The 21,183-nt window shown below is 66.1% G+C and carries 22 protein-coding genes and 1 pseudogene; 9 read left to right on the top strand and 14 right to left on the bottom strand.

Going from position 1 to position 21,183, the window contains the following annotated elements; genetic code table 11:
- Positions 1–96: 96 nt before the first annotated feature.
- From ACIU1A_RS28150 to ACIU1A_RS28140, 3 genes are read right to left on the bottom strand one after another with little or no spacing between them, the layout of a single operon-like run.
- Positions 97–480, bottom strand: a complete 384-nt coding sequence (locus tag ACIU1A_RS28150) for a DUF1850 domain-containing protein (protein WP_404925799.1) — start codon at positions 478–480, stop codon at positions 97–99.
- Positions 477–2,579 (bottom strand): TRAP transporter permease, encoded by a 2,103-nt coding sequence (locus ACIU1A_RS28145; protein ID WP_404925798.1) that lies wholly within the window; start codon positions 2,577–2,579, stop codon positions 477–479. Before ACIU1A_RS28145 ends, ACIU1A_RS28150 begins: the two co-directional genes overlap by 4 nt.
- Positions 2,580–2,636: 57 nt before the next feature.
- Positions 2,637–3,596, bottom strand: coding sequence for a TAXI family TRAP transporter solute-binding subunit (locus ACIU1A_RS28140; protein WP_404925797.1), 960 nt, complete (start codon positions 3,594–3,596; stop codon positions 2,637–2,639).
- Between the two features lie 261 nt (positions 3,597–3,857).
- On the opposite strand from ACIU1A_RS28140, the gene ACIU1A_RS28135 reads away from it, so the two are divergent.
- Complete coding sequence (locus ACIU1A_RS28135) at positions 3,858–4,226, top strand: YciI family protein (RefSeq protein WP_140491798.1); 369 nt, start codon at positions 3,858–3,860, stop codon at positions 4,224–4,226.
- A 7-nt stretch (positions 4,227–4,233) separates the two neighbouring features.
- Positions 4,234–5,025: pseudogene (locus tag ACIU1A_RS28130) on the top strand (RNA polymerase sigma factor); the annotation flags it as partial.
- A gap of 486 nt (positions 5,026–5,511) precedes the next feature.
- On the opposite strand, the gene ACIU1A_RS28125 reads toward ACIU1A_RS28130, so the two are convergent.
- The 6 genes from ACIU1A_RS28125 to hrcA form a co-directional block, all read right to left on the bottom strand.
- Positions 5,512–6,138, bottom strand: a complete 627-nt coding sequence (locus ACIU1A_RS28125; protein WP_140514133.1) for a glutathione S-transferase family protein — start codon at positions 6,136–6,138, stop codon at positions 5,512–5,514.
- A gap of 192 nt (positions 6,139–6,330) precedes the next feature.
- Positions 6,331–7,311, bottom strand: a complete 981-nt coding sequence (cysK, locus tag ACIU1A_RS28120) for a cysteine synthase A (RefSeq protein ID WP_140491804.1) — start codon at positions 7,309–7,311, stop codon at positions 6,331–6,333.
- Positions 7,312–7,503: 192 nt separating this feature from the next.
- Entirely contained in the window at positions 7,504–8,121 is a 618-nt protein-coding gene (locus ACIU1A_RS28115) for a LysE family translocator (protein ID WP_140673815.1), read from the bottom strand.
- 129 nt (positions 8,122–8,250) lie between these two features.
- Positions 8,251–9,621 (bottom strand): sorbosone dehydrogenase family protein, encoded by a 1,371-nt coding sequence (locus ACIU1A_RS28110; protein WP_140563835.1) that lies wholly within the window; start codon positions 9,619–9,621, stop codon positions 8,251–8,253.
- 124 nt (positions 9,622–9,745) lie between these two features.
- The gene (locus ACIU1A_RS28105; RefSeq protein ID WP_404925796.1) at positions 9,746–9,940 is read right to left on the bottom strand and encodes a hypothetical protein; all 195 of its coding nucleotides are present in this window, start codon (positions 9,938–9,940) and stop codon (positions 9,746–9,748) included.
- 37 nt (positions 9,941–9,977) lie between these two features.
- A complete protein-coding gene (hrcA, locus tag ACIU1A_RS28100; protein WP_224681574.1) occupies positions 9,978–11,075 on the bottom strand; it encodes a heat-inducible transcriptional repressor HrcA in 1,098 nt (365 codons plus the stop codon).
- Between the two features lie 185 nt (positions 11,076–11,260).
- Here hrcA and rph point away from each other — a divergent pair, with 185 nt between their 5' ends.
- The 5 genes from rph to ACIU1A_RS28075 all read left to right on the top strand — a co-directional run bounded on the left by rph (position 11,261) and on the right by ACIU1A_RS28075 (position 14,938).
- Positions 11,261–11,977 (top strand): ribonuclease PH, encoded by a 717-nt coding sequence (gene rph, locus ACIU1A_RS28095; protein ID WP_140563837.1) that lies wholly within the window; start codon positions 11,261–11,263, stop codon positions 11,975–11,977.
- A gap of 180 nt (positions 11,978–12,157) precedes the next feature.
- Complete coding sequence (locus tag ACIU1A_RS28090) at positions 12,158–12,568, top strand: VOC family protein (RefSeq protein WP_140514125.1); 411 nt, start codon at positions 12,158–12,160, stop codon at positions 12,566–12,568.
- Positions 12,568–13,230, top strand: coding sequence for an RdgB/HAM1 family non-canonical purine NTP pyrophosphatase (gene rdgB / locus ACIU1A_RS28085; protein WP_140514124.1), 663 nt, complete (start codon positions 12,568–12,570; stop codon positions 13,228–13,230). Before ACIU1A_RS28090 ends, rdgB begins: the two co-directional genes overlap by 1 nt.
- Positions 13,227–14,405 (top strand): radical SAM family heme chaperone HemW, encoded by a 1,179-nt coding sequence (gene hemW / locus ACIU1A_RS28080; RefSeq protein WP_140824725.1) that lies wholly within the window; start codon positions 13,227–13,229, stop codon positions 14,403–14,405. The genes rdgB and hemW overlap by 4 nt, the downstream gene beginning before the upstream one ends.
- A 98-nt stretch (positions 14,406–14,503) precedes the next feature.
- A complete protein-coding gene (locus tag ACIU1A_RS28075; RefSeq protein ID WP_140580265.1) occupies positions 14,504–14,938 on the top strand; it encodes an EamA family transporter in 435 nt (144 codons plus the stop codon).
- 73 nt (positions 14,939–15,011) lie between these two features.
- Here ACIU1A_RS28075 and ACIU1A_RS28070 read toward each other — a convergent pair whose 3' ends face one another.
- The gene (locus ACIU1A_RS28070) at positions 15,012–15,191 is read right to left on the bottom strand and encodes a hypothetical protein (RefSeq protein WP_140491829.1); all 180 of its coding nucleotides are present in this window, start codon (positions 15,189–15,191) and stop codon (positions 15,012–15,014) included.
- A gap of 199 nt (positions 15,192–15,390) precedes the next feature.
- Between ACIU1A_RS28070 and rsmI the strand changes: the two genes are divergently transcribed.
- Positions 15,391–16,302 (top strand): 16S rRNA (cytidine(1402)-2'-O)-methyltransferase, encoded by a 912-nt coding sequence (gene rsmI, locus ACIU1A_RS28065; RefSeq protein WP_404928028.1) that lies wholly within the window; start codon positions 15,391–15,393, stop codon positions 16,300–16,302.
- Complete coding sequence (locus ACIU1A_RS28060) at positions 16,295–16,672, top strand: YraN family protein (protein ID WP_181168549.1); 378 nt, start codon at positions 16,295–16,297, stop codon at positions 16,670–16,672. The genes rsmI and ACIU1A_RS28060 overlap by 8 nt, the downstream gene beginning before the upstream one ends.
- Before the next feature lie 18 nt (positions 16,673–16,690).
- Here the strand turns inward: ACIU1A_RS28060 and ACIU1A_RS28055 are convergent, their stop codons facing one another.
- From ACIU1A_RS28055 to ACIU1A_RS28040, 4 genes are all read right to left on the bottom strand, one after another.
- Positions 16,691–17,656, bottom strand: a complete 966-nt coding sequence (locus ACIU1A_RS28055) for an alpha/beta hydrolase (RefSeq protein WP_140655110.1) — start codon at positions 17,654–17,656, stop codon at positions 16,691–16,693.
- Positions 17,657–17,690: 34 nt separating this feature from the next.
- The gene (locus ACIU1A_RS28050; protein ID WP_140491835.1) at positions 17,691–18,371 is read right to left on the bottom strand and encodes an isochorismatase family protein; all 681 of its coding nucleotides are present in this window, start codon (positions 18,369–18,371) and stop codon (positions 17,691–17,693) included.
- 115 nt (positions 18,372–18,486) lie between these two features.
- Positions 18,487–19,791 (bottom strand): Xaa-Pro peptidase family protein, encoded by a 1,305-nt coding sequence (locus ACIU1A_RS28045; protein ID WP_140649495.1) that lies wholly within the window; start codon positions 19,789–19,791, stop codon positions 18,487–18,489.
- Positions 19,792–20,112: 321 nt separating this feature from the next.
- Positions 20,113–21,078 (bottom strand): GlxA family transcriptional regulator, encoded by a 966-nt coding sequence (locus ACIU1A_RS28040; RefSeq protein ID WP_140491839.1) that lies wholly within the window; start codon positions 21,076–21,078, stop codon positions 20,113–20,115.
- Positions 21,079–21,183 lie beyond the last annotated feature (105 nt).

The following is a 21,183-nucleotide window of genomic DNA, read 5'->3' as shown; positions in this document are numbered from 1 at the left end:
CGGGTCCAGTCCAAGCCGTCCTTCTGAATACCCTTCGATGCAAGCCATCCGCTGACCGTCTTCGACAGCGTTTGCTCCAGCCGGGATGATCGTGCGCTACCGCGGCAGGCTCGTGCCGTCCGGAGCACACGGCTCCAGCACAATCGTGCCGCCGGCCACCTTGCCGAGTTCTCGGCAACCCTGATCTGTGCACAGTGTCCAACCATCACCGGTCGCGCCGGAGGCGCCGAGCGCGAGGCTTCGCTGCGGCCCGACCTTCGGAGCATAGGCCCACCAGCCGTCTCGCAGCACCGCGCCCTCCGGTGGTTCCATGCCGGCGCCCGAGCCCTTTATGCGCGCCTCGGTGACTTGCAGGCCGGAAGGCATTACCTGCCAGTGCTCCTCCCAGCGCGTGCGCTCCACCGAATGCGTCCAGGACAGGGTGAAGGCGGCGGCCGCCAGCGTCACCGTCTTGCCGGCGGCAAGGATACACAGGCTCATGCTTTGGCCGTCACCCGCGCGCGCCAGAAATGCCAGCCGATCCAGGCGAACGACAGTGCCCAGCCCGTCTCGTCGGTGAGCGGGATCGCCGCGACCAGCAGCACGCCGGCACAGAAGGCGACGAGCCGTTCCCACCACGCCATGCGCCTGGCAAGGAAGCCGACGGCGGCGGCGCCCCACAGCACGATGCCCATGCACGCCTTGACGACGATGTAGGCGACTTCGACCGGATAGCCGAACTGGGCGGCGATCGGGCCGGGATCCTGCAGCATGAGCGCCGGCGTATAGACGGCCATGAACGGCACGACGAAGCCGGCGATAGCAAGCTTGGTCGCCTGGATGCCGATCTTGAGGCCGCTTTCCCTGGCCATCGGGGCGGCCGCGAAGGCGGCCAGAGCCACCGGCGGCGTGAGATCGGCCATGATGCCGAAGTAGAAGACGAACATATGGCTGACCACCAGCGGCACGCCGAGCGACAGCAGCGCCGGGCCGGCCAGCGAGGAGGTGATGATGTAGTTGGGAATGGTCGGGATGCCCATGCCGAGCACCAGGCAGGTGAGCATGGTCAGCACCAGCGACAGGAACAGATTGTCCTGGCCGATGGAGATGATCCAGCCGATGAAGGTGGAGGCGATGCCGGTGAGCGTCAGCGTGCCGATGACGATGCCGACGATGGCGCAGGCGATGCCGACCGGCAGCGCGTTCTTGGCCCCTTCGGCGAGTGAATCCACGCAGATCCGCAGCGTTTCGCGCCCGCCCTTGAAGGCGAAGCAGGCGACGACGAGCGCGGCGATGACGAGGCCGAGTATGTTGACGCCGAAGCGCATGAACGAGGCGGCGGCGAGCCCGAGCGCCAGCCAGAAGACGACGCGGAAGGCGAGCGGTCCGATCAGGGCCGCCAGTGGCGTGCCGAGGATGAGCACGATGGTCAGCGCCAGCCCCATCGTGCCGGCGAAGATCGGTGTGTAGCCGGCAAACAGGAGATAGATGAGGGCCGCCAGCGGCAGCACCAGCGGCCAGTGCTGGCGCACGGCATCCCAGGGATTGGGCAGTTCGGCCTTGGCCATGCCGTGCAGGCCGGCCTTGCCGGCTTCCAGATGCACCTGCCAGAAACAGGCGCCGAAATAGAGCAGCGCCGGGATGATCGCCGCCTTGACCACTTCGGCATAGGGGATGTTCAGCGTCTCGGCCATGATGAAGGCAACCGCGCCCATCACCGGCGGCATGATCTGGCCGCCCATCGAGGAGGTCGCCTCGACGGCGCCGGCGAAGGCCGAGCGGAAGCCGAAGCGCTTCATCAGCGGGATGGTGAACTGGCCGCTGGCCACGACATTGGCAACGCCGGAGCCGGAGATGGTGCCCATCAGCGCCGAGGACAAAACGCAGACCTGCGCCGGGCCGCCGCGCCACGAGCCGACCAGGCCGAGCGCGAAATCGTTGAACAGCGCGATCATGCCGGCGCGTTCGAGGAAGGCGGCGAAGACGACGAAGATGAAGATATAGGCGGCCGAGACATAGACCGGCGTGCCGTATATGCCTTCGGTGCCGTAGGCGAAAGTGTCGACGAGCTGGGCGAAATCGTAGCCGCGATGGATGAAGGGCGGCGGCAGATGGTTGCCGACGAAACAATAGGCGAGAAAGATGAAAGCGATGATCGCCAGCGGCAGTCCCATCAGCCGCCGGGCCGCCTCGAAGACCAGCACCACCAGCACCGCGCCGACGACAAGATCCGGCGTGGTGAGGAAACCGGAGCGGCGGATGAGGTCGGTGTAGAACACCCAATTGTAGAGACCGGTGCCGAAGCCGAGCACGCCGAACGCCCAGAACACGGCCTTGGCCGGCAGGCTTCGGGCGCGCAGGTTGCCGATCAGGCCAAAGCCGAGCAGCAGCAGGAAACCGACATGCATGGCCCGCACCACCTGGCTCGGGATGCTGCCATAGGCGGCGACGTAGATCTGGAACACGGAAAAGGCGACGGCGATGAGGAAGGCAGCCTTGCCGGCGATGCCGTCGCCAAAGCCCGGCGGCAAGCCTTCGACCTGCTCTTCGGCGACGGGGAGATGGAAGGTGGAGGATTTGCCGTCGGCTGCTTCGCTCATCCGACGCACTCCAAAATGAGCGAATGACAGTGCGAAGACATCTCAGATAGTCCTCGCCTACTTCAGCAGCCCCTTCTCCTTGTAGTACCGCTCAGCGCCCGGATGCAGCGGCACCGGCATGCCGTCGAGCGCCTTGGCAGGATCGATCGCCTTGGCGGCGGCGTGGGCGGCGGCTAGTTGGTCGAGATGCTCGAACATCAGCTTGGTCATCTGATAGGCCGTCTCGTCGGAAACATCGGCGCGGGTGACGAGGAAATTGCCGACGGCCGCGGTCGCGACGTCCTCGGCCTGGCCCTCATAGGTGCCCTTGGGGATAACCACCGACAGATAGGGGGCGCCGATCTTGGCGACATCCTCGGCCGGCACGGCGACGACGTTGATCGGCACCGAGGTGGCGAGATCGCGGATCGAGGCGACCCCGAGGCCGGCCGACTGCAGCGTGGCATCGAGCTGGCGGTTCTTGATCAGCTCGACCGATTCGGCGAAGGGCAGGTATTCGACCCGGCCGAGATCCTCGTATTTCAGGCCGGCGGCGGCAAAGATGGCACGCGCGTTGAGCTCGGTGCCGGAGGCCGGCGCGCCGACCGACAGGCTCTTGCCCTTGAGGTCGGCCAGCGTCTTGATGCCGGATTCCTGGCTGGCGACGATCTGGATGTAGTTGGGGTAGATGGCGGCGATGCCGCGCAATTTGTCGAGCTTGCCGGGGAAGCCGGCCTCGGCATTGCCTTCGGCGGCCATCTTGACGGAATCGCCGAGCGCGAAGGCGATCTCGCCCTTGCCCTGCTGCAGCAGATTGAGGTTCTCGACCGAAGCCTTGGTGGCCTGCACCTGGGTGCGGGCGCCTGCGATGCCCTTGCTGTAGATTTCCGACAGCGCCACGCCGAGCGGGTAGTAGACGCCCGACGTGCCCCCGGTCAGCACGTTGATGAATTCCTGTGCCCTGGCCGAGGCAATGCCGAGTCCAAGCGAAAGCGCCATTGCGACGGCTGCAACGAACTTCGTTCTGAAATGGAACATCCGGTTTCCTCCCTGAAATATTGGCTGCCGCACCACCTCCTCGATGCGAACCGGCCGAGTTTAGACGGCGGGCCGCAAATGCCAACCCGCAATTGCATTCATTAGACGAACGGTTGAATGGATGCGGAAACAGCTCCCGGCTTGCGCGGGACGCGACCGTGGCCGAAAGATTTTTTCCGGCACCTGTCGAAATCGGCCCTTGCCGCGCGACATATGTCCGGCTCGCAAGGACGCGGCCTACGAAACCACGGAAGAAGACCCATGCGATACATGCTTTTGATCAACAACGACGAAGCCGCACTGGCGAACACGCCGATCGAAAAGGCTCAACAGATGAGCGCGGCCTATGGCGCCTATACCGAAGCGTTGAAGAAATCCGGCGCGTGGCTGGCCGGAGAAAGGCTGCGCCCGACTCAGGCAACCACCTCGGTGCGGATCACCGACGGCAAGACCAACGTGATCGACGGCCCCTATGCCGACACCAAGGAGCAGCTTGCCGGCTTCTACATGATCGAAGCGGCCGACATCGATACCGCCATCGAATGGGCGGCGCGCTGCCCGGCGGCCAGCACAGGCACGGTCGAGTTGCGGCCGATTTGGGAAATGGCCGAATACATGCCCAAGAAATGACGATGTGATGGACAGCAGCTCGCAGATTGCCCGGGCAGCCGCCGAGGCCGCCGCCCGGCAAAGCTACGGCAAGCTGGTCGCCTGGCTCGCGGCGCGCACGCGCGATGTGGCCGCCGCCGAGGACGCGCTGGCCGACGCCTTTGCCGCGGCGCTCGAACGCTGGCCGGAGACCGGCGTGCCGGAAAAGCCGGAAGCCTGGCTGCTTGCCGTGGCAAGGCGGCGGCGTGTCGACGCGGTGCGGCGGCGGCTCACCAGCGAAGCCGGCCGCGACCATCTCAAGCTGATTGCCGAGGAGGCGGAGGCGTGCATGACCGACCAGGACCTGCCCGACGAGCGGCTGCGGCTGATGTTCGCCTGCGCGCATCCGGCGATCGAACCTGGCGTGCGCGCGCCGCTGATCCTGCAGGCCGTGCTTGGTTTCGACGCCGCGACGATCGCCTCCGCCTTCCTGGTCCCGCCGGCGACAATGGGCCAGCGCCTGGTGCGGGCCAAGGCCCGCATCCGTGAAGCCGGCATTCCGTTCCGCGTACCGAAGCGAGCCGAACTCGGCGAGCGCCTGGATACCGTGCTGGAGGCCATATACGCGACCTTCGCCGAGGGCTGGTCCGACCCGGCGGGCACAGAGACGCGGCGCCGGAACCTGGCCACAGAAGGGATCTGGCTCGGCAGGCTGGTGGCCTCGCTGCTGCCGGACGAACCGGAGGCGCTGGGCCTGCTTGCGCTGATGCTGTTCGCCGAGGCGCGCCGTACCGCGCGCCGCGATGGGTCCGGAGATTATGTGCCGCTCGCCGAGCAGGATCATGCGCTGTGGGATCATGCCTTGATCGACGAGGCGGAAACCCTGCTCGGCCGCGCCGCCTCCATGGGCGTGATCGGCCGCTACCAGCTCGAGGCGGCCGTGCAGTCCGTTCACGCGGCGCGGCGGCTGAGCGGCGAGACCGACTGGGTGGCGATCCGCGAATTCTACGACGCGTTGCTTTCGATCGCACGATCGCCCGTGGTGGCGATCAACCGCGCGGTGGCGATCGCCGAAGCCGAGGGCGCCGTGGCGGGGCTGGCGGCGCTGTACGTGCTTGGCGACGACAAGCGGCTCAATGATTACCAGCCCTATTGGGCAGCGCGCGCCGGCCTTCTGGCCAGGCTCGGCCAGGTGCCGCAGGCGGTCGAAGCCTATGACCGTGCGATCGGCCTCGAAAGCGATCCGGCGGTACGCCGCTTCCTGCAGGAAAACGCGCGACGCTCAGGCATTGAAATGCCTGAGCGCGGTGCTTTGCCGATGAATTGTTCAGCCCGGCCACATTTCGTGCGATGCGTTGAGCGTTTTCATCAGCGGGTGCTCGCGAAGCCTGGCCCACAGGCGTTCGATGTCGGGCCAGGCAGTGCGTGCCTTGCCGCTGTCGGGATGCCAGGCCACCAGCATGGCCAAATAGATATCGGCCACCGACATCGCCTCGCCTGCCAGCCAGTCGCGGCCGCGCAAGGCGGCATCGACGACGGCAAAGCCGCGGTCCATCTCGGCCACGGCCGCCTGCTTGACGGCCTTGGCGCCGTCGGCGTCGGCCGTGTAGCGCGGCGCGTAGTAGAAACGCAGCACCGCCGGATAGAGGGCGGACGACATGAACGCCATCCAGCGCAGGAAGTCGGCGCGGGCCGGTTCATCGGCCGCCGGCGCCAGCCCGGCCCGCGGATGGCGTTCGGCGAGCAGGATGCAGATGGCCGCCGATTCGGTCAGCGAGCGGCCGTCCGGCAAGGTCAGCACCGGCACCTGGTTCAGCGGGCTGATGTGGAGGAAAGCGGGATCGGGCCGATCGGATTTCGGTACGTCGATCTGCTCGAACGGCGCCTTGGCCAGCGCCAGGGCCGCCTCGACAACGAAGCCGCCGCTGCCGGGACGGGTGTAGAGCTTGTACATGAGGTCCTCCGCCGGCCCTGCGGGGGCCGGGGGCGATATGAACCGGAAGCAGGGCGCTGCTCAAGCCCGTGGCATCCGCCACGGCGGGTTTTTTCAGCGGGCCAGGCTAAGCACCTTTGTGTTAGGCGCTCGGCAGGGGGCGTGTCGAAACTTGACAGGCGACGCGTCGTATCGCTTCGCCCAACGAAGACCCTAAGCGCCCAGCCCTTCGAACAGGATCGTCGACAAATAGCGCTCGGCGAAGGACGGGATGATCACCACCAGGTTCTTGCCCTTGTTCTCCGGCCGCGAGCCGACGACGATCGCCGCCTGCAAAGCGGCGCCCGAGGAGATGCCGACCGGCACGCCTTCCAGCCGGGCGACGAGGCGGGCATTGGCGACCGAATCCTCGTTCGAGACCGTGACGATTTCGTCATAGATGGTGGTGTCGAGGATTTTTGGCGCGAAGCCGGCGCCGATGCCCTGGATCTTGTGCGGGCCAGGCTGGCCGCCCGACAGCACCGGCGAGGTTTCCGGTTCGACCGCGACGACATGCAGCGAAGGCTTGCGCTTCTTCAGCACCTGGCCGACGCCGGTGATGGTGCCGCCGGTGCCGATGCCGGAGACGATGATGTCGACCTCGCCATGGGTGTCGTTCCAGATCTCCTCGGCAGTCGTCGTGCGATGGATCTCGGGATTGGCCGGGTTCTCGAACTGCTGCGGGATGATGGCGTTGGGGATGGTGGCCGCCAGTTCGTCGGCCTTGGCGATGGCGCCCTTCATGCCTTTCGGCCCTTCGGTCAGCACCAGTTCGGCGCCGAGCAGCGCCAGCATCTTGCGGCGCTCGACCGACATGGTCTCGGGCATAGTGAGGATCAGCTTGTAGCCCTTGGCGGCGGCGGCGAAGGCAAGCGCTATGCCGGTATTGCCCGAAGTCGGCTCGATCAGCGTCGTCTTGCCGGGAGCGATCTTGCCCGATGCCTCGAGCGCCTCGATCATCGCCACGCCGATACGGTCCTTGACCGAGGCGATCGGGTTGAAGAATTCGAGCTTGGCAAGGAGATGGGCAACGATGCCCTTCTCCTTGGCGAATTTGTCGAGCCGCACCAGTGGCGTGTCGCCGATCGTATCGGTGATGGAATTGTAGATGCGGCCACGGCCGGGAACACGGGCGGAGGCGGCGGACTTGTTCATTGGTTTGGCTCCCAGAATGTCAGGCGGATGGAACTGATCTCAGACGGATGGCCGCCAAGATAGGCCTTCCACGGACGCAAGATAGACCGTCGCCCGAAAATATCCGAGTGGGGCCCGTGTCTAAAACGCCTCGGCCTCGGAAAAGCGTTCCCGCAAAAGCCAGTCCGGCGGAATGCCTTGGCAAAAATGGCCCTATTGGCGGGCGGCGATCGCCGCCGCCGCGCCGACCATGAAACCGGCCGCGGTGCGGTTCAGCGCCTTCAGGGCGCGCGGCGAGCGCAGGAACCAGCGCGCCTTGGCCGCCAGCGCCAGATAAGGCACCAGCACCACGAACAGGACGAGGACGGTGAGTGCGGCGAGGATGCCGTAGTCGGCCAGCGTGATGGTCTTGAGGTCGACGATGGTCGGCGTGATGGCGAGATAGAAGATCATCGTCTTCGGATTGCCGAGCGTCACCGTCAGGCCGGCGAGGAAGCTCGACGCCAGCCCGCCCTTGCCTTTCCTGGCCTCGACCGTCTCGGGCGTGATGCCGGCGGTCCAGAAGCGCCAGCCGAGGAAGGCGAGATAGGCGACGCCGGCCCATTTGACGGCGAGGAACACCAGGCCGAAGGTCTGCGCGACAAAGGCAAGCCCAAGCACCACGGCGGTGAGATAAAGGAGGTCGCCGAGCATCAGGCCGAAGGACATGGCCAGCGACGAGCGGAAGCCGGAACCGAGCGCGCGCGCCACAAGCGCGGTGACGCCGGGGCCGGGAATGGCCGCGGCCAAGCCGAGGGCGGCGCTGTAGGCGAGGAAGCCGGTGAGGGTCATGGATCGAGCCTTGCGTCCGCGAAACTGCTGGGACGGCGCCTTGTCGCACAGAGTTTCGCGGGCGGGAATTGCCTGGAGCCGGATTTGGTTGCACCAGGCATGCCCCGTGCCCGGGACCTCCCAAGCGGATCAGGACCGCCCGTCGCCGTAGGTCACGCGCCAGATGGTGCCGTTGCCGTCCTCGGTGACGATCAGCGCGCCGTCGCTCGCCACCGCCACGCCGACGGGCCGGCCCCAGACCTCGCCGCCGGAGGTGAGGAAGCCGGTCATGAAGTCCTCATATTCGCCGGTCGGCTTGCCGTCCTTGAACTTGAGCCGCACCACCTTGTAGCCGGTCCTGTTGCCGCGGTTCCACGAACCGTGCAGGGCGACGAAGGCGTCGCCCCTGTATTCGGCCGGAAAACCGGATCCCGCGCGGACATTCCTGCCGTCGTAGAAGGCGATGTTGAGCGGCGCCGAATGCGCCTGCATCAGAATGTCGGGGACGGTGACCTTGCCGGCAAGGTCGGGACGCGCGCCCTTGTGGCGCGGATCCTCATTGTCGCCGATATAGTACCAGGGCCAGCCGTAGAAGGCGCCTTCCTTCACTTCGGTCGCATATTCGAACGGCACGTTGTCGCCGAGCGCGTCGCGCTCGTTGACCACGCACCACAGCGCGCCCGCCGCCGGCTGCATGGCCATGCCCGAACAATTGCGCAAGCCGGTGGCAACGATGCGGCCATTCCTACCGTCCGGGTCGAAAGCCCTGACGTCGGCGCGGCCTTCCTCCGCGCCCCAGGTGGCGCCGAGCGGCTTCGACCTGGCCCAGGCGTCGAGCCCGCCCCGCGGTTTTTTTGCCATGTCCTGGGCGGCGTTCGAACCGGAGCCGACCGAGAGATACAGCGTCTTGCCGTCCGGCGAGAACGCGACGTCGCGGGTCCAGTGATGAGTGGCCGGAATATCGCGGACGACGGTTTCCGGCTCGCCGGAGGCCTTCAGGTCGCCATCGCGGTAGGGAAAGCGCACGATGCTGTCGCTGTTGGCGACATAGATCCACTGCGGGCTGTCCCCTGGCGGATAGAAGGCGATGCCGTAGGGCCGGTTGAGATTGCGGGCGAAGATGCCGTCCCTGACAGGTTTCGCGCTGCCCTCGCCGAGACGGTAGACGCGGATCTGGTTGGCCTCGCTGTCGGCGACGAACAGGTCGCCATTGGGCGCGACACGCACGACGCGCGGATTATCGATGCCCGACGCGATCAGTTCCGCCGAAAAACCCGCCGGCAGCCGCGGCTCGGCGCCTCGAGGCCTTTGCACCGGACCGGCGCTGTTCGAAGCGGATCTGGTGACATAGGGCCGGGGCTGGTCTTGCGGCCTGATCAGCCGGCGCACGCCCGGCTCGTCGGCACGCCAGTCACCGAATGCGGCCGCGCCCTTCAGCACCGGCTCTGCCTGCTGGGCCAATGCCGTCGCGGCGAAGAGCAAGGCAGCAGGGAGCGCCACCGCGCCGGCAAGTCGGATCATCCCAGTCTCCAGCTTCTCGCTTCTTCATGCATGTCGTTGTCCCAAGACCGAGGTCACATGCACCAAGGGAACGGGCGGGCTCGGCAGTCGTTCCGGACGACACGGGGAGTTGAAGGAATTCGGGTCAGGTATCCGCGTCGAGATCGGCGTCGAGGTTCCTTTCCAGTTCGACGAGGTCGGCCGGCAGCGGCATGCCCATGGCGCGGATTTCGCGCAGCTTCTCGCGCAATTGCTCCTGCACTTCGCGCACATCCTCAGGCTGGTTGACCATCTCCTCCAGCAGCAGGCTGATCTGGGCCTTGAACGATTCCAGCGCCATCTTTTCTCTCCTCGGCCGGCTGGATCGATCCCAGCTCTCAGCGCAGCATGCGCGATATCAGCTGCGCCGTATAGTCGACCATCGGGACAATGCGGGCATAGTTGAGCCGGGTCGGGCCGATGACTCCGAGCGCGCCGACGACGCGGGCGTCCTTGTCGCGGTAAGGCGCCACGACCAGCGACGAGCCGGAGAGCGAGAAAAGCTTGTTTTCCGAGCCGATGAAGATGCGCACGCCCGGTCCCGCCTCGGCGAGGTCGAGCAGCTGGATCAGCCCGTCCTGCGTCTCCATGTCCTCGAACAGGTGGCGCAGGAGTTCGATGTCGGCCTGGGCGGTGACGTTTTCGAGCAGATTGGCGCGGCCGCGCACGATCAGGCGCGCCGGCAGGCCGCTTTCCGCGCCGGCCCACACCGCCAGCCCTTTCTCCACCAGGTCCTGCGACAGCGTGTCGAGCGCTGCCCTTGTCTCTTCCTTGATACGCTCGACCTCCGCCCGCGCCTCGGCCAGCGTACGGCCGCGAATATGGGCGTTGAGGAAATTCGAGGCCTCGTGCAATTGCGAGACGGTGATGCCGGCCGGCAGATCGATGACCCGGTTCTCGACGTCGCCGTTCTGCGACACCATCACGGTCAGCGCCTTGGTCGGTTCGAGCTGGATGAACTCGATGTGCTTAAGGGCCACCTCGTTCTTGGCGGCCAGCACCAGGCCGGCGCCGCGCGACATGCCCGACAGCATCTGGCTGGCCTCGGTCAGCATGTGTTCCAGGGTAGCGCCCGAGCCGGAGGCTCGCACCTGCGCCTCGATGCTGCGCCGCTCCTCGTCGGAGAGGTCGCCCAGTTCCATAAAGGCGTCGACGAAGAAGCGCAGGCCGGCCTGCGTCGGCAGACGGCCGGCCGAGATGTGCGGCGCGTAGATCAGGCCGAGATGTTCGAGGTCGCTCATCACGTTGCGGATGGTGGCGGGCGACAGCGAGGACGGCAGGATGCGCGACAGGCTGCGCGATCCCACGGGCTCGCCGTCCCTCAGATAGGAATCGACGATGCGCCGGAAGATGTCGCGCGAACGCATGTCGAGCGCCTGAAGTGCCGGCGTGTGAAGAGCGAGCGACTGCGAAGCGGGATCGACTGCCTTGGTCATTGCGGCCATAACCTCCGGTTCAAGGATATAGACTTCGCGGCGCTGCGCGCAACCCGGTGTCGTGTTGCGCGATCACCCCGGTGTCGCCGCGTTTGCGGCCGCCGGTCCATTTTCCTTTACGCCGTGCCCCGCATGCGTCTAAAAGCCGGCCAAGATTCAAAAAAGCTGACAAGAAAGCAGGCCGAATGCGCCCCTCCAAACGCCAGTTCGACGAAATGCGCGCCATCTCCTTCGAGCGCGGCATCTCCAAACATGCCGAAGGCTCGTGCCTGGTGAAGTTCGGCGACACGCATGTCTTGTGCACGGCAAGCCTGGAAGAAAAGGTGCCGGGCTGGATGCGCAATTCCGGGAAAGGCTGGGTGACGGCCGAATATGGCATGCTGCCGCGCTCGACAGGCGAGCGCATGCGCCGCGAGGCCTCCGCCGGCAAGCAGGGCGGGCGCACGCTGGAGATCCAGAGGCTGATCGGCCGCTCGCTGCGCGCCGTGGTCGACCTGCAGGCGCTGGGCGAGCAGCAGATCACCGTCGACTGCGACGTCATCCAGGCCGATGGCGGCACCCGCACCGCCTCGATCACCGGCGGCTGGGTGGCGCTCTACGATTGCCTGCGCTGGATGGAGGCCCGGCAGATGGTGAGCGTCGCCAAGGTGCTGAAGGACCATGTCGCGGCGATTTCCTGCGGCATCCATGACGGCCAGCCGGTCATCGACCTCGACTATATCGAGGATTCCTCCGCCGGCACCGACGCCAATTTCGTGATGACCGGCAAGGGCGGCATCGTCGAGATCCAGGGCACGGCCGAGGGCGAGCCCTTTTCGGAAGGGCAGTTCGCCGAGCTGATGGGCCTGGCCAAGAAAGGCATCCAGAGGCTGGTGAGTTTGCAGCAGATGGCGGTGGCGTAGTTTATTCATGCGGAGCTTGGGCACCCCCCTCTGCCCTGCCGGGCATCTCCCCCGCAAAGGGGGAGATCGGCTGTTGTCTAGAACTTCGCCAATAATCAGCATAGAACATCATGAGCCGGCGCTCACGCCGCCCATCTCCCCCTTGCGGGGGAGATGGCCGGCAGGCCAGGGGGGTGCCTCGTGATCCCCTCTGCCATTCTTGAATCCGCTCTTTATGTCAAAGACCTCGCCGCTGCCGAAGCCTTCTACACCGACATCCTCGGCCTCACTCCTCTCGGCAAGATCGAGGGCCGCCATCTCTTCTTCCGTTGCGGAGCCGGCGTGCTGCTGATCTTCAACGCCGAGGCGACCAAGGTCCCGCCCGCGCCCGACGCGAGGCTGAAAGTGCCGCCGCACGGCACATCAGGCGAAGGCCATCTCTGCTTTGCGGCGACCGCCGATGAAATCAGCCGCTGGAAATCCCATCTGAAGGCGAAGAACATCGCCATCGAAAGCGAATTCGAATGGCCGCAAGGCGGCCGCTCGCTTTATATCCGCGATCCTTCCGGCAATTCGATCGAATTCGCCGAGCCGAGAATCTGGGGACTTTGATGCATTCTCTCGATGGAAAAAAGATCGTCGTCGCCAGCCACAATGAAGGCAAGCTGCGCGAATTCGCCGATCTGATGGCGCCATTCGGATTCGAGGCGAAATCGGCGAAGGACTATGGCTTGCCCGAACCCGAAGAGACCGGCACCACCTTCCAGGAGAATGCCTATATCAAGGCCTTCGCCGCGGCCAAGGCGACGGGCCTGCCGGCGCTGTCGGACGATTCGGGCCTGTGCGTCGACGCGCTTGACGGCGCGCCCGGCGTCTACACCGCCAACTGGGCCGAAACGCCTGATGGCAGCAGGGATTTCGGCATCGCCATGCAGCGCACCGAAGTGGCGCTGCAGGAAGTCGGCGCCGCCTCGGCCGAGCAGCGCAAGGGTCGCTTCGTCGCCGTCATCTGCCTCGCCTTTCCCGATGGCGAGGCCGAATATTACCGCGGCGAGGCCGAAGGCACGCTGGTCTGGCCGCCGCGCGGCGAGCTCGGATTCGGCTACGACCCGGTGTTCCTGCCCGACGGCTTCAAAAAGACCTTCGGCGAGATGAGTGCCGAGGAAAAACACGGCTGGAAACCCGGCCAGGCCACGGCGCTGTCGCACCGCGCCCGCGCCTTCCAGAAATTCGCCCAAGCCCGATTGGGTCTGGCCAGGTCAGGTTCGGCATGATCAGGCCCGGCGCCACCATGCCGCTCGACCGCAGCCCCGGTTTCGGCGTCTATGTGCATTGGCCGTTCTGCGCGGCCAAATGCCCCTATTGCGACTTCAACAGCCATGTCCGCCACCAGCCGGTCGACCAGGAGCGCTTTGCCGCCGCCTTCGAGGCGGAACTGGCGACGATGCGCCAGCGCACCGGCCCACGCGAGGTGACCAGCATCTTTCTCGGCGGCGGCACGCCGTCGTTGATGAAGCCGGAAACGGTGGCCAGGGTCCTGGACGCCGTGGCGAAGAACTGGACGGTGCCCGACGGCATCGAGGTGACGCTGGAGGCCAATCCCTCCTCGGTCGAAGCCGAACGCTTTCGCGGCTATCGCGCGGCGGGCGTCAACCGGGTCTCGCTCGGCGTGCAGGCGCTGAACGACAAGGATCTGCGCTTCCTTGGCCGGCTGCACAATGTGGACGAGGCGCTGCACGCGATCGGGCTCGCGCGGGAGATATTCCCAAGGCTCTCCTTCGACCTGATCTACGCACGGCCAGGCCAGACGCCGGAGGCCTGGGCATCGGAGCTCGAACAGGCGATCGGCCACGCCGCCGACCATCTGTCGCTCTATCAGCTGACCATCGAGGAAGGCACGCCGTTCCACGCGCTGCACGCGGCGAAGAAATTCATCATCCCCGACAACGACCACGCCGCCGACCTTTATGCGCTGACGCAAGAGGTGACATCAGCCCATAGTTTGCCGGCGTATGAGATCTCAAACCACGCCCGGCCGGGTGCCGAAAGCCGGCACAATCTGACCTACTGGCGCTATGGCGAATATGTCGGCGTCGGCCCCGGCGCGCATGGCCGCTTCGTCGAGAACGGCCACCGCGTCGTGACCATCGCGGAGAGGATGCCGGAAACCTGGGCCAATCTGGTCGAGGCCAAGGGCCATGGCGTCACCGGCGGCGAGACCCTGACGCGCTCCGAAGAGGCTGACGAGTTCCTGCTGATGGGACTGAGGCTGGCGGAAGGCATCGACCTGTCGCGTTACGAAGCGTTTTCCGGGCGCGGCCTGTCGAGCGCGCGGCTGTCGGTGCTGCAGGGCGAAGGGCTGGTGGCGCCGATCGGCAACGCCCGCCTGCGCGCCACGCCCGCCGGCATGATCGTGCTCGACGCCGTGGTGGCCGATCTGGCGCGGTAGGCGGGGATGCTGCTCCCAATCTCGAAGCCAAGATTACGCTTCTGGAGGCAGCTGTTTCGCGGTATCTGAGTTGAGACCCGACCGGTGAGGCTATCCGAATGAACCTGACGCTTTCCTGGCAATTCTGGGCGCTGTTGTCGGCGACTTTCGCGGCACTGACGGCGATCTTTGCCAAGGTCGGCATCGAGACCATCAATTCCGATTTCGCCACCCTCATCCGGACAGCCATCATCCTGGTCGTGCTTGCGGCGATCCTCGCCGCCAGCGGCCAATTCCAATCGTGGGCCTCGATCTCCGGGAAGACCTGGCTTTTCCTCGGCCTGTCGGGACTGGCGACCGGAGCCTCGTGGCTCTGCTATTTCCGCGCGCTGAAAATCGGCAATGCGGCGCAGGTGGCGCCCATCGACAAGCTAAGCGTCGTGCTTGTGGCGGTGTTTGGCACGGTCTTTCTCGGCGAGCGGCTCACCGGTGCGAACTGGCTTGGCGTCGCCCTTATCGCGGCGGGCGCGGTGCTGGTCGCTTATCGAGGGTAGTGCTGCGCCGTGGCGGGCGTTCTTGGTTTCGAGACGGGTGATGAAAATATCGAAGCGATTGGGCATCGTCCGGTCAGTGCTCCGTCGTGCTGTCGGGTTCGTTGTCGGGTAGCTTGATCTCTGGTGGCGGGCGGCGCGCGGGCCCCTGCTTGCCGTCCGTGGTGGCGGGCGGCTTCCCGTCTCCTTGCGCGGCAAAGCGCTTGCGGCCTGCATAGTAGGGCTCGAAAGCGTCCTGTATGGTCAGTCTGTCCATCCTGTCCTCCCGGGGGAATCAGGGGCTAAATCTGCGAAAGACGGTTTCGTTCCCTACTGTGGCGAAGGAATGGCGCTCGCCTTGCATTACAGCGGCTTTTGCAACCCGGCGCGGGCCGTGCCAAACAGGGCGGATGATTTCGGAACGTCCTTCGCGGCTCCATCTGGACGCGGGCGCGCCGCTGACGGAGAAGGCACCGGTGACTGGCGAGACGGGAAAGCGCAGCTATGTGATCGGGCAGACCGAGATCGCGGCCCGGCCGCTCGAACCCGCGCTCTATCTGGTGGCGACGCCGATCGGCAATCTCGCCGACATCACGCTGCGCGCGCTTGAGACGCTGGCCGCCGCCGACATGGTCGCCTGCGAGGACACGCGCGTGTCGCGCGTGCTGCTCGACCGCTACGGCATCCGCCGCCGCACCACGGCCTATCACGAGCACAATGCCGGCGAGGCCGGGCCAAAATTGATAGCGGCGCTCCAGTCGGGGCAGAGCGTGGCGCTGATCTCGGATGCCGGCACGCCGCTGGTTTCCGATCCCGGCTACCGGCTGGTCGGCGAGGCGCTCGACCAGGGCATTCGCGTCGTGCCCATCCCCGGTCCGTCCGCGCCGCTTGCCGCGCTCACCGCATCCGGCTTGCCTTCGGATGCCTTCCTGTTCTCCGGCTTCCTGCCGGTCAAGGCGGGGCAGCGGCTGGCGCGGCTGGACGCGCTTAAAGCGGTGCCGGCGACGCTGATCTTCTTCGAATCGCCGCGCCGGCTGGCCGAGTCTCTCGGCGCGATGGCCGAAGCGCTTGGCGGCGAGCGCAAGGCAGCGATCGGCAGGGAATTGACCAAGACCTTCGAGGAGATGCGCACCGGCACGCTGCGGGCGCTGGCCGACCACTATGCGGCGGCCGATACGCCGAAGGGCGAGATCGTGGTGTGCGTCGGTCCGGCCGAAGCCAGGGCGGACGAGCCGGCCGATATCGACCGGATGCTGTTGTCGCTCGCCGCCGAAATGCCGGCTTCGAAGGCGGCGGCGGAAGCGGCGAAGATGACCGGCGGCCAGAAGCAGGCGCTCTACCGGCGGCTGCTGGAACTCAGGGATGCCTCTGGAGAGGGCCGTGGCTAGGCTCCCGAGCGTCAGCCGTCAAAAGGCCTACCGGCGCGGCCATCGCGGCGAGTGGCTGGCGGCGGCGGCGCTGGTGCTGAAGGGCTACCGGATCCTGGCGCGCCGCCATCGCACCCGTTTCGGCGAGATCGACCTGATCGCAAGGCGCGGCGACCTGGTGCTGTTCGTCGAGGTCAAGGCCCGCCGCACGCTGATGGAGGCAATGGAGGCGATCGCCCATGAATCGGAGCGCCGCATCGAAGGCGCCGCCGACATCTGGCTGTCGCGCCAGCCGGATTACGGCAGGCTGTCGATACGGTTCGACATGATCGCCGTGCTGCCATGGCGCTGGCCGGTGCATGTCCCGAACGCGTTTTACGGGCGCAATTGAGGGCTGCGTCGCTCGGGTTCAGTGTTCGACGGGCCATTCGCCCGCGCCAAGTGCCGCGATCGCCGCGATCGCCGCGATTATGCGCCGGAACGCCTCGGCGGCAGCCGGCACGGTGGTGCGGGCGCGCAGGAAACTGTGCACGAGGCGCTTCTCCTCGTGCCAGCTCGCTTTGCCGCCGGCGGCCAGGATGCGGTCGCGATAGGCCTCGCCGTCCGACGACAGCGGGTCGCATTCGGCGGTAACGACAATGGTGGGCGGCAGGCCGGAGAAGTCGGCGGCGCGCAGCGGCGAGAAGGTCGGATCGTCCGGCGCCTGTCTCTTGGCCGAGCGGACGTGGCGGTAGAAAGCGACGTCGCCGGTCGACAGAAGCGGCGCCTCGGCATGCTCGATGTAGGAGCGGGCAGTCTCGTCGCCGCCGAGGCCGGGATAGATCAGCACCTGGCCGGTCGGCCTCTTCGCGCGAGCGCGCGTCGCGTGACTGACCGCCGCCGCCAGATTGCCGCCGGCGCTCTCGCCGGACAGCAGCAGTGGCCCGTTCGCTCTAGCCGCCGCCCATTCGAAGGCGGCCAGAGCGTCGTCGAAGGCGGCGGGGTGGAGATGTTCGGGCGCCAGCCGATAGTCGACCGAGAGCACGGCAAAGCCGGTGCCGGCGCAGATCTCGGCGCAGATGTCGTCATGGCTGTCGAGCCCGCCCAGGATGAAGCCGCCGCCATGGTAATAAAGCACCGTGGCCCGCGCGGCCGTGCCTGCCATCCCGTAGTGCCGCACCGCGATGTTCCGGCCGGGGGCGGCGATGAGGTCGTCGCTCGCCGTCACCCCCGGCGGATAGGGCTGGCGAAGCGCCCGGCACATCCTGTCATAGATCGCACGCTGCTTGGCGATCGGCAGGTCGATCGTCTCGGGCGGATACCAGGCGTTGATGCCGTCTATATAGGCCCACAGCGCAGGGTCGAGCCGCGTCGCGTATTTGCTGCGACCGGTCATTTCAGTGCTGCCCACGGTTTCGGAAGGCATTGCCTCAAAGCTCGCTGTAAAGCCTGGCCGCGTTTTCAAAGCTGAAGCGCAGCGGCACCGAGCCCTCGACCTGCCAGACGGCGACGCTCTCGCCAGCCAGCAGCAGGCAGGCGCCGTCGGTGTCGGTGACGGCGCCGCCATAGAGCCGGTTGGCGAGGTTTAGGATTGCGGTCTGGTGCATGGCGGCACTGCCGCTGCCGCAGGCGTCCTTGACCAGCAGCACGCGAAAGCCGCGCGCCACGGCGTCCTTCACGGTGGCATCGATGCAGGCCTCGGTCCACACGCCAGATATGACCAGCCATTCGACGCCGGAAGCCTTGAGCCGATCGGCGGCCGGTCCCGCGCGGAAGGCGCTGGCCTCGGCCTTGATCAGCAGCGCCTCGCCATCAGCAGGCGCCACCTCACGGCAGATCTCGGTCAGCGGATCGCTCTTGTCGGAGAAGGCCGACTTGCCGTCGGTTCCAACAGGGTGAAAGGGCCGCTCCTGCTTGTCGAGATCGACAATGTAGGCCCAGTGATAGAGCGGCACATTGTTCTGCCGCGCCGCCGCCTGCAGCCGCTGGACGTTGGCGAGAATCTTGTCAAAACCCTCGACCAGGTAGCGCGGGTCCTGCCGGTGCTCTTCCTGCAGGTCGATGAAGACAGCGGCCACGGTGCCGCGCTTGACGGAGATAGGGCTTTTCATGCGGATGCGCCTGGCCCCCAAGATACTTCCAAACGCTGGAGGGACAGAGGGGGGCGCCAAGGAATGAGGCGCTCGTTCTTCAGCTGCGGTACGTCAACTAAACCGGCCGCTGGCATCAAACCTGCTTCTCCAGAAACTCATCCTCATAGGGAAAGCGCGACAGGAGCTCGGTGCCGGTCTCGGTGATCAGGATTTCGTCCTCCAGCTTGACGCCCTCGCGGCCGCCCTTCTCGCCAATATAGCTTTCCACGCTCACCACCATGCCTGGCACGATATGGCCGTCGCGACCATAGGTTTCGTAGTCCATGGCGTGCGCGATGAAGGGCGTCTCGCCATGCATGCCGACGCCGTGCATGACCGAGGTGTAGCGCTGGTCGACGAAGCGGTCGGGGATCTTCCAAGCCTTTTCGGCGATCTCGCGGAAAGCCATGCCGGGCTTCACGATCGAGATATTGTGCTGAACCTGGTCGTGCGCCATGCGGTAGAGCGATTTCTGATAGGGGGTCGGCTTGCCGGGCCCGCAGCGGAAGGTGCGCGAGAAATCCGAATAATAGCCATAGCAGCCGATCGTGTCGGTATCGAGCGCCAGCAACTCGCCCGGCCGGATTTTTCGCCCGCTGGCCTCGTTGAACCAGGGATTGGTGCGCTGGCCCGACGTCAAGAGCCGCGTCTCGATGAACTCGCCGCCCTGGCGGATGACCTCGCCATACATGATGGCGAACAGCTCGTTCTCGGAAACGCCGGGCTTGATCGCCTCGCGCACGGCATAGACGGCGGCTTCCGCGCCGGCCATCGACACCTGCAGGCATTTCACTTCCTCCGGCGTCTTGACCGCGCGCACCGCCAGGATCTCGCCCTGGCAATCCCGGACCTCGCAACCGCGCTTTTCCAGCGCCAGCGCCTGCAGATGGCTGCAACGGTCGAGCCCGAGTTTCATCGAGCCGCCGCCATGCTGCTTCAGGAGTTCGGCGATCTCGTCGGCGAAGGGACCGGCGGTCTCGTCGTCGCGGCCCGATACCGACGACCAGACGAGCTTGGAAGGACGCGCCTCGTCGATCGTGTCGAGCACCATCGAGACATGGTAGCTCTGCGGATATTCGAACAGCACGATCGGCCCTTCGGTCGGAATGAAGAAATAACGGGTCGAGTTGCGCAGAAAATAGCCGAACATGTTGCGCGAGCCGGTGGCGTAGCGCTGGTTGTACGGGTCGAACAGCACCACGCCGCCATAGCCGGCCTCGCGCATCCAGCCGCGCAGCTTGGCCAGCCGGCCTTTTCGAAGGGCGTCGGCATCGATGAAGGACGGCTCGGTGTCGGACAGCCACATGCCGCCCGCCGAATCGGCCGCCGCGGGGTGGCGCATGCGGTCCTTGAAGTCGACGTCTTCAGTGCTGTCGGGGTCGAATACGACGATGCTCATGGGGGCTGACCTTGGGTGGTTTGCAAGATCAGACCATGGCGCAGGCGGTAACGAGGGATTGTGCGGAAAACCGCGCTTGTTGTGCGAGATGCCGCTAGGGTAATAAGAGATGCAGGTGCCAAGCGCCCCCCTCTGCCCTGCCGGGCATCTCCCCCTCAAGTGGGGAGATTGGCAGCTTTGACCTCGTCGCTTCTTCGGTGAAAATTGGCGAAAGCTGTTGTGACGTTCGATCTCCCCCTTGAGGGACCCTCGTATGGGAGATGGCCGGCAGGACAGAGGGGGGCGCTGTCCCGCCAACATCTCTCAGCGCCAGCAAGACCTCTAATGCCGTCGCGCCAGCTTCGGAGGATGGCCATGCTCCTCCCGAAAAGCCCGGGCGAAGCTCGACATCGAGGCAAAGCCGCAGGCGAGCGCCACGTCGCGCACGGCGAGGGTCGAGTGCGCCAGGAGATCGGCGGCGCGTTTCAGCCTGAGCCGCCGATAGTAGCCATTGGGCGAGATGGCGAGTTCGGAGCGGAAGGAGCGTTCGAGCTTATCGGACGACACGCCGAGCCGCGCAGTGAGCTCCGCCATGCCGAGCCGCTCCTCGACCGCGTCCTCCATGATGGCGATGGCCGACAGCACCAGCTCGTTCCGCACGCCGGTACGGAGGCGCAGCGGCATCAGCTTGCGGTCGACGCTGGAGCGCAGCTGGCTGTGCACGAACCATTCGGCGACGCCGGCCGCAAGCTCGGCGCCGTAGTCGCGGGTGATGATCTCCAGCATCATGTCGAGGCTGCCGACGCCGCCCGCCGAGGTGAAACGCTTGCGGTCGATGACGTAGAGGTCGCGCCTCAGCTCGACGTTGGGAAAGGCCTCGGTGAAGGCGGCCTGGCTGGTCCAGTGCAAGGTGCAGGCATGGCCGTCGAGCAGGCCGGCGCGGGCGAGGAAGAAGGCGGCATCCGCCACCGCGCCGATATGGGCGCCATTGCGCAAGCTGCGGCGGATCCAGCTTGCCGCGTCCTCGGCGACGAGATGATCGGCATCGCCGCCCGAGCAGACGACGATGCGGTCGACCTTCGGCGCATCCTCGGCGTAGAAGCGCGGCTGGATGACGACGCCGTTCGAGGCCTCGACCACGCCCTGGGTAGCGCCGACGATGATCCAGCGATAGCATTCCCGCTTCGCCAGCACATTGGTCGCGCGCAGCGGCTCGATGACCGAGCTGAACGCCATCATCGGAAAGCCGGGGAAGACCAGCACCGCGAAAGTGAGGGGAGCGTCTGGAGATGTGTCGCGCGTGGCCATAGGCGCTACATCTCGGGCAGATGGGGTTTGGGGTCAACGGGGTTGTGGCTGGCTTTCTGCGAAGTTGGCGCTGCCCCTCATCCGCCTGCCGGCACCTTCTCTCCG

This window comes from Mesorhizobium maamorense (genome assembly GCF_044998965.1).
In the GTDB taxonomy this organism is placed as follows: Bacteria; Pseudomonadota; Alphaproteobacteria; order Rhizobiales; family Rhizobiaceae; genus Mesorhizobium.
The sequence above is the reverse complement of the archived record's forward strand: the minus strand, read 5'-3'. Positions and strand labels throughout refer to the sequence as shown.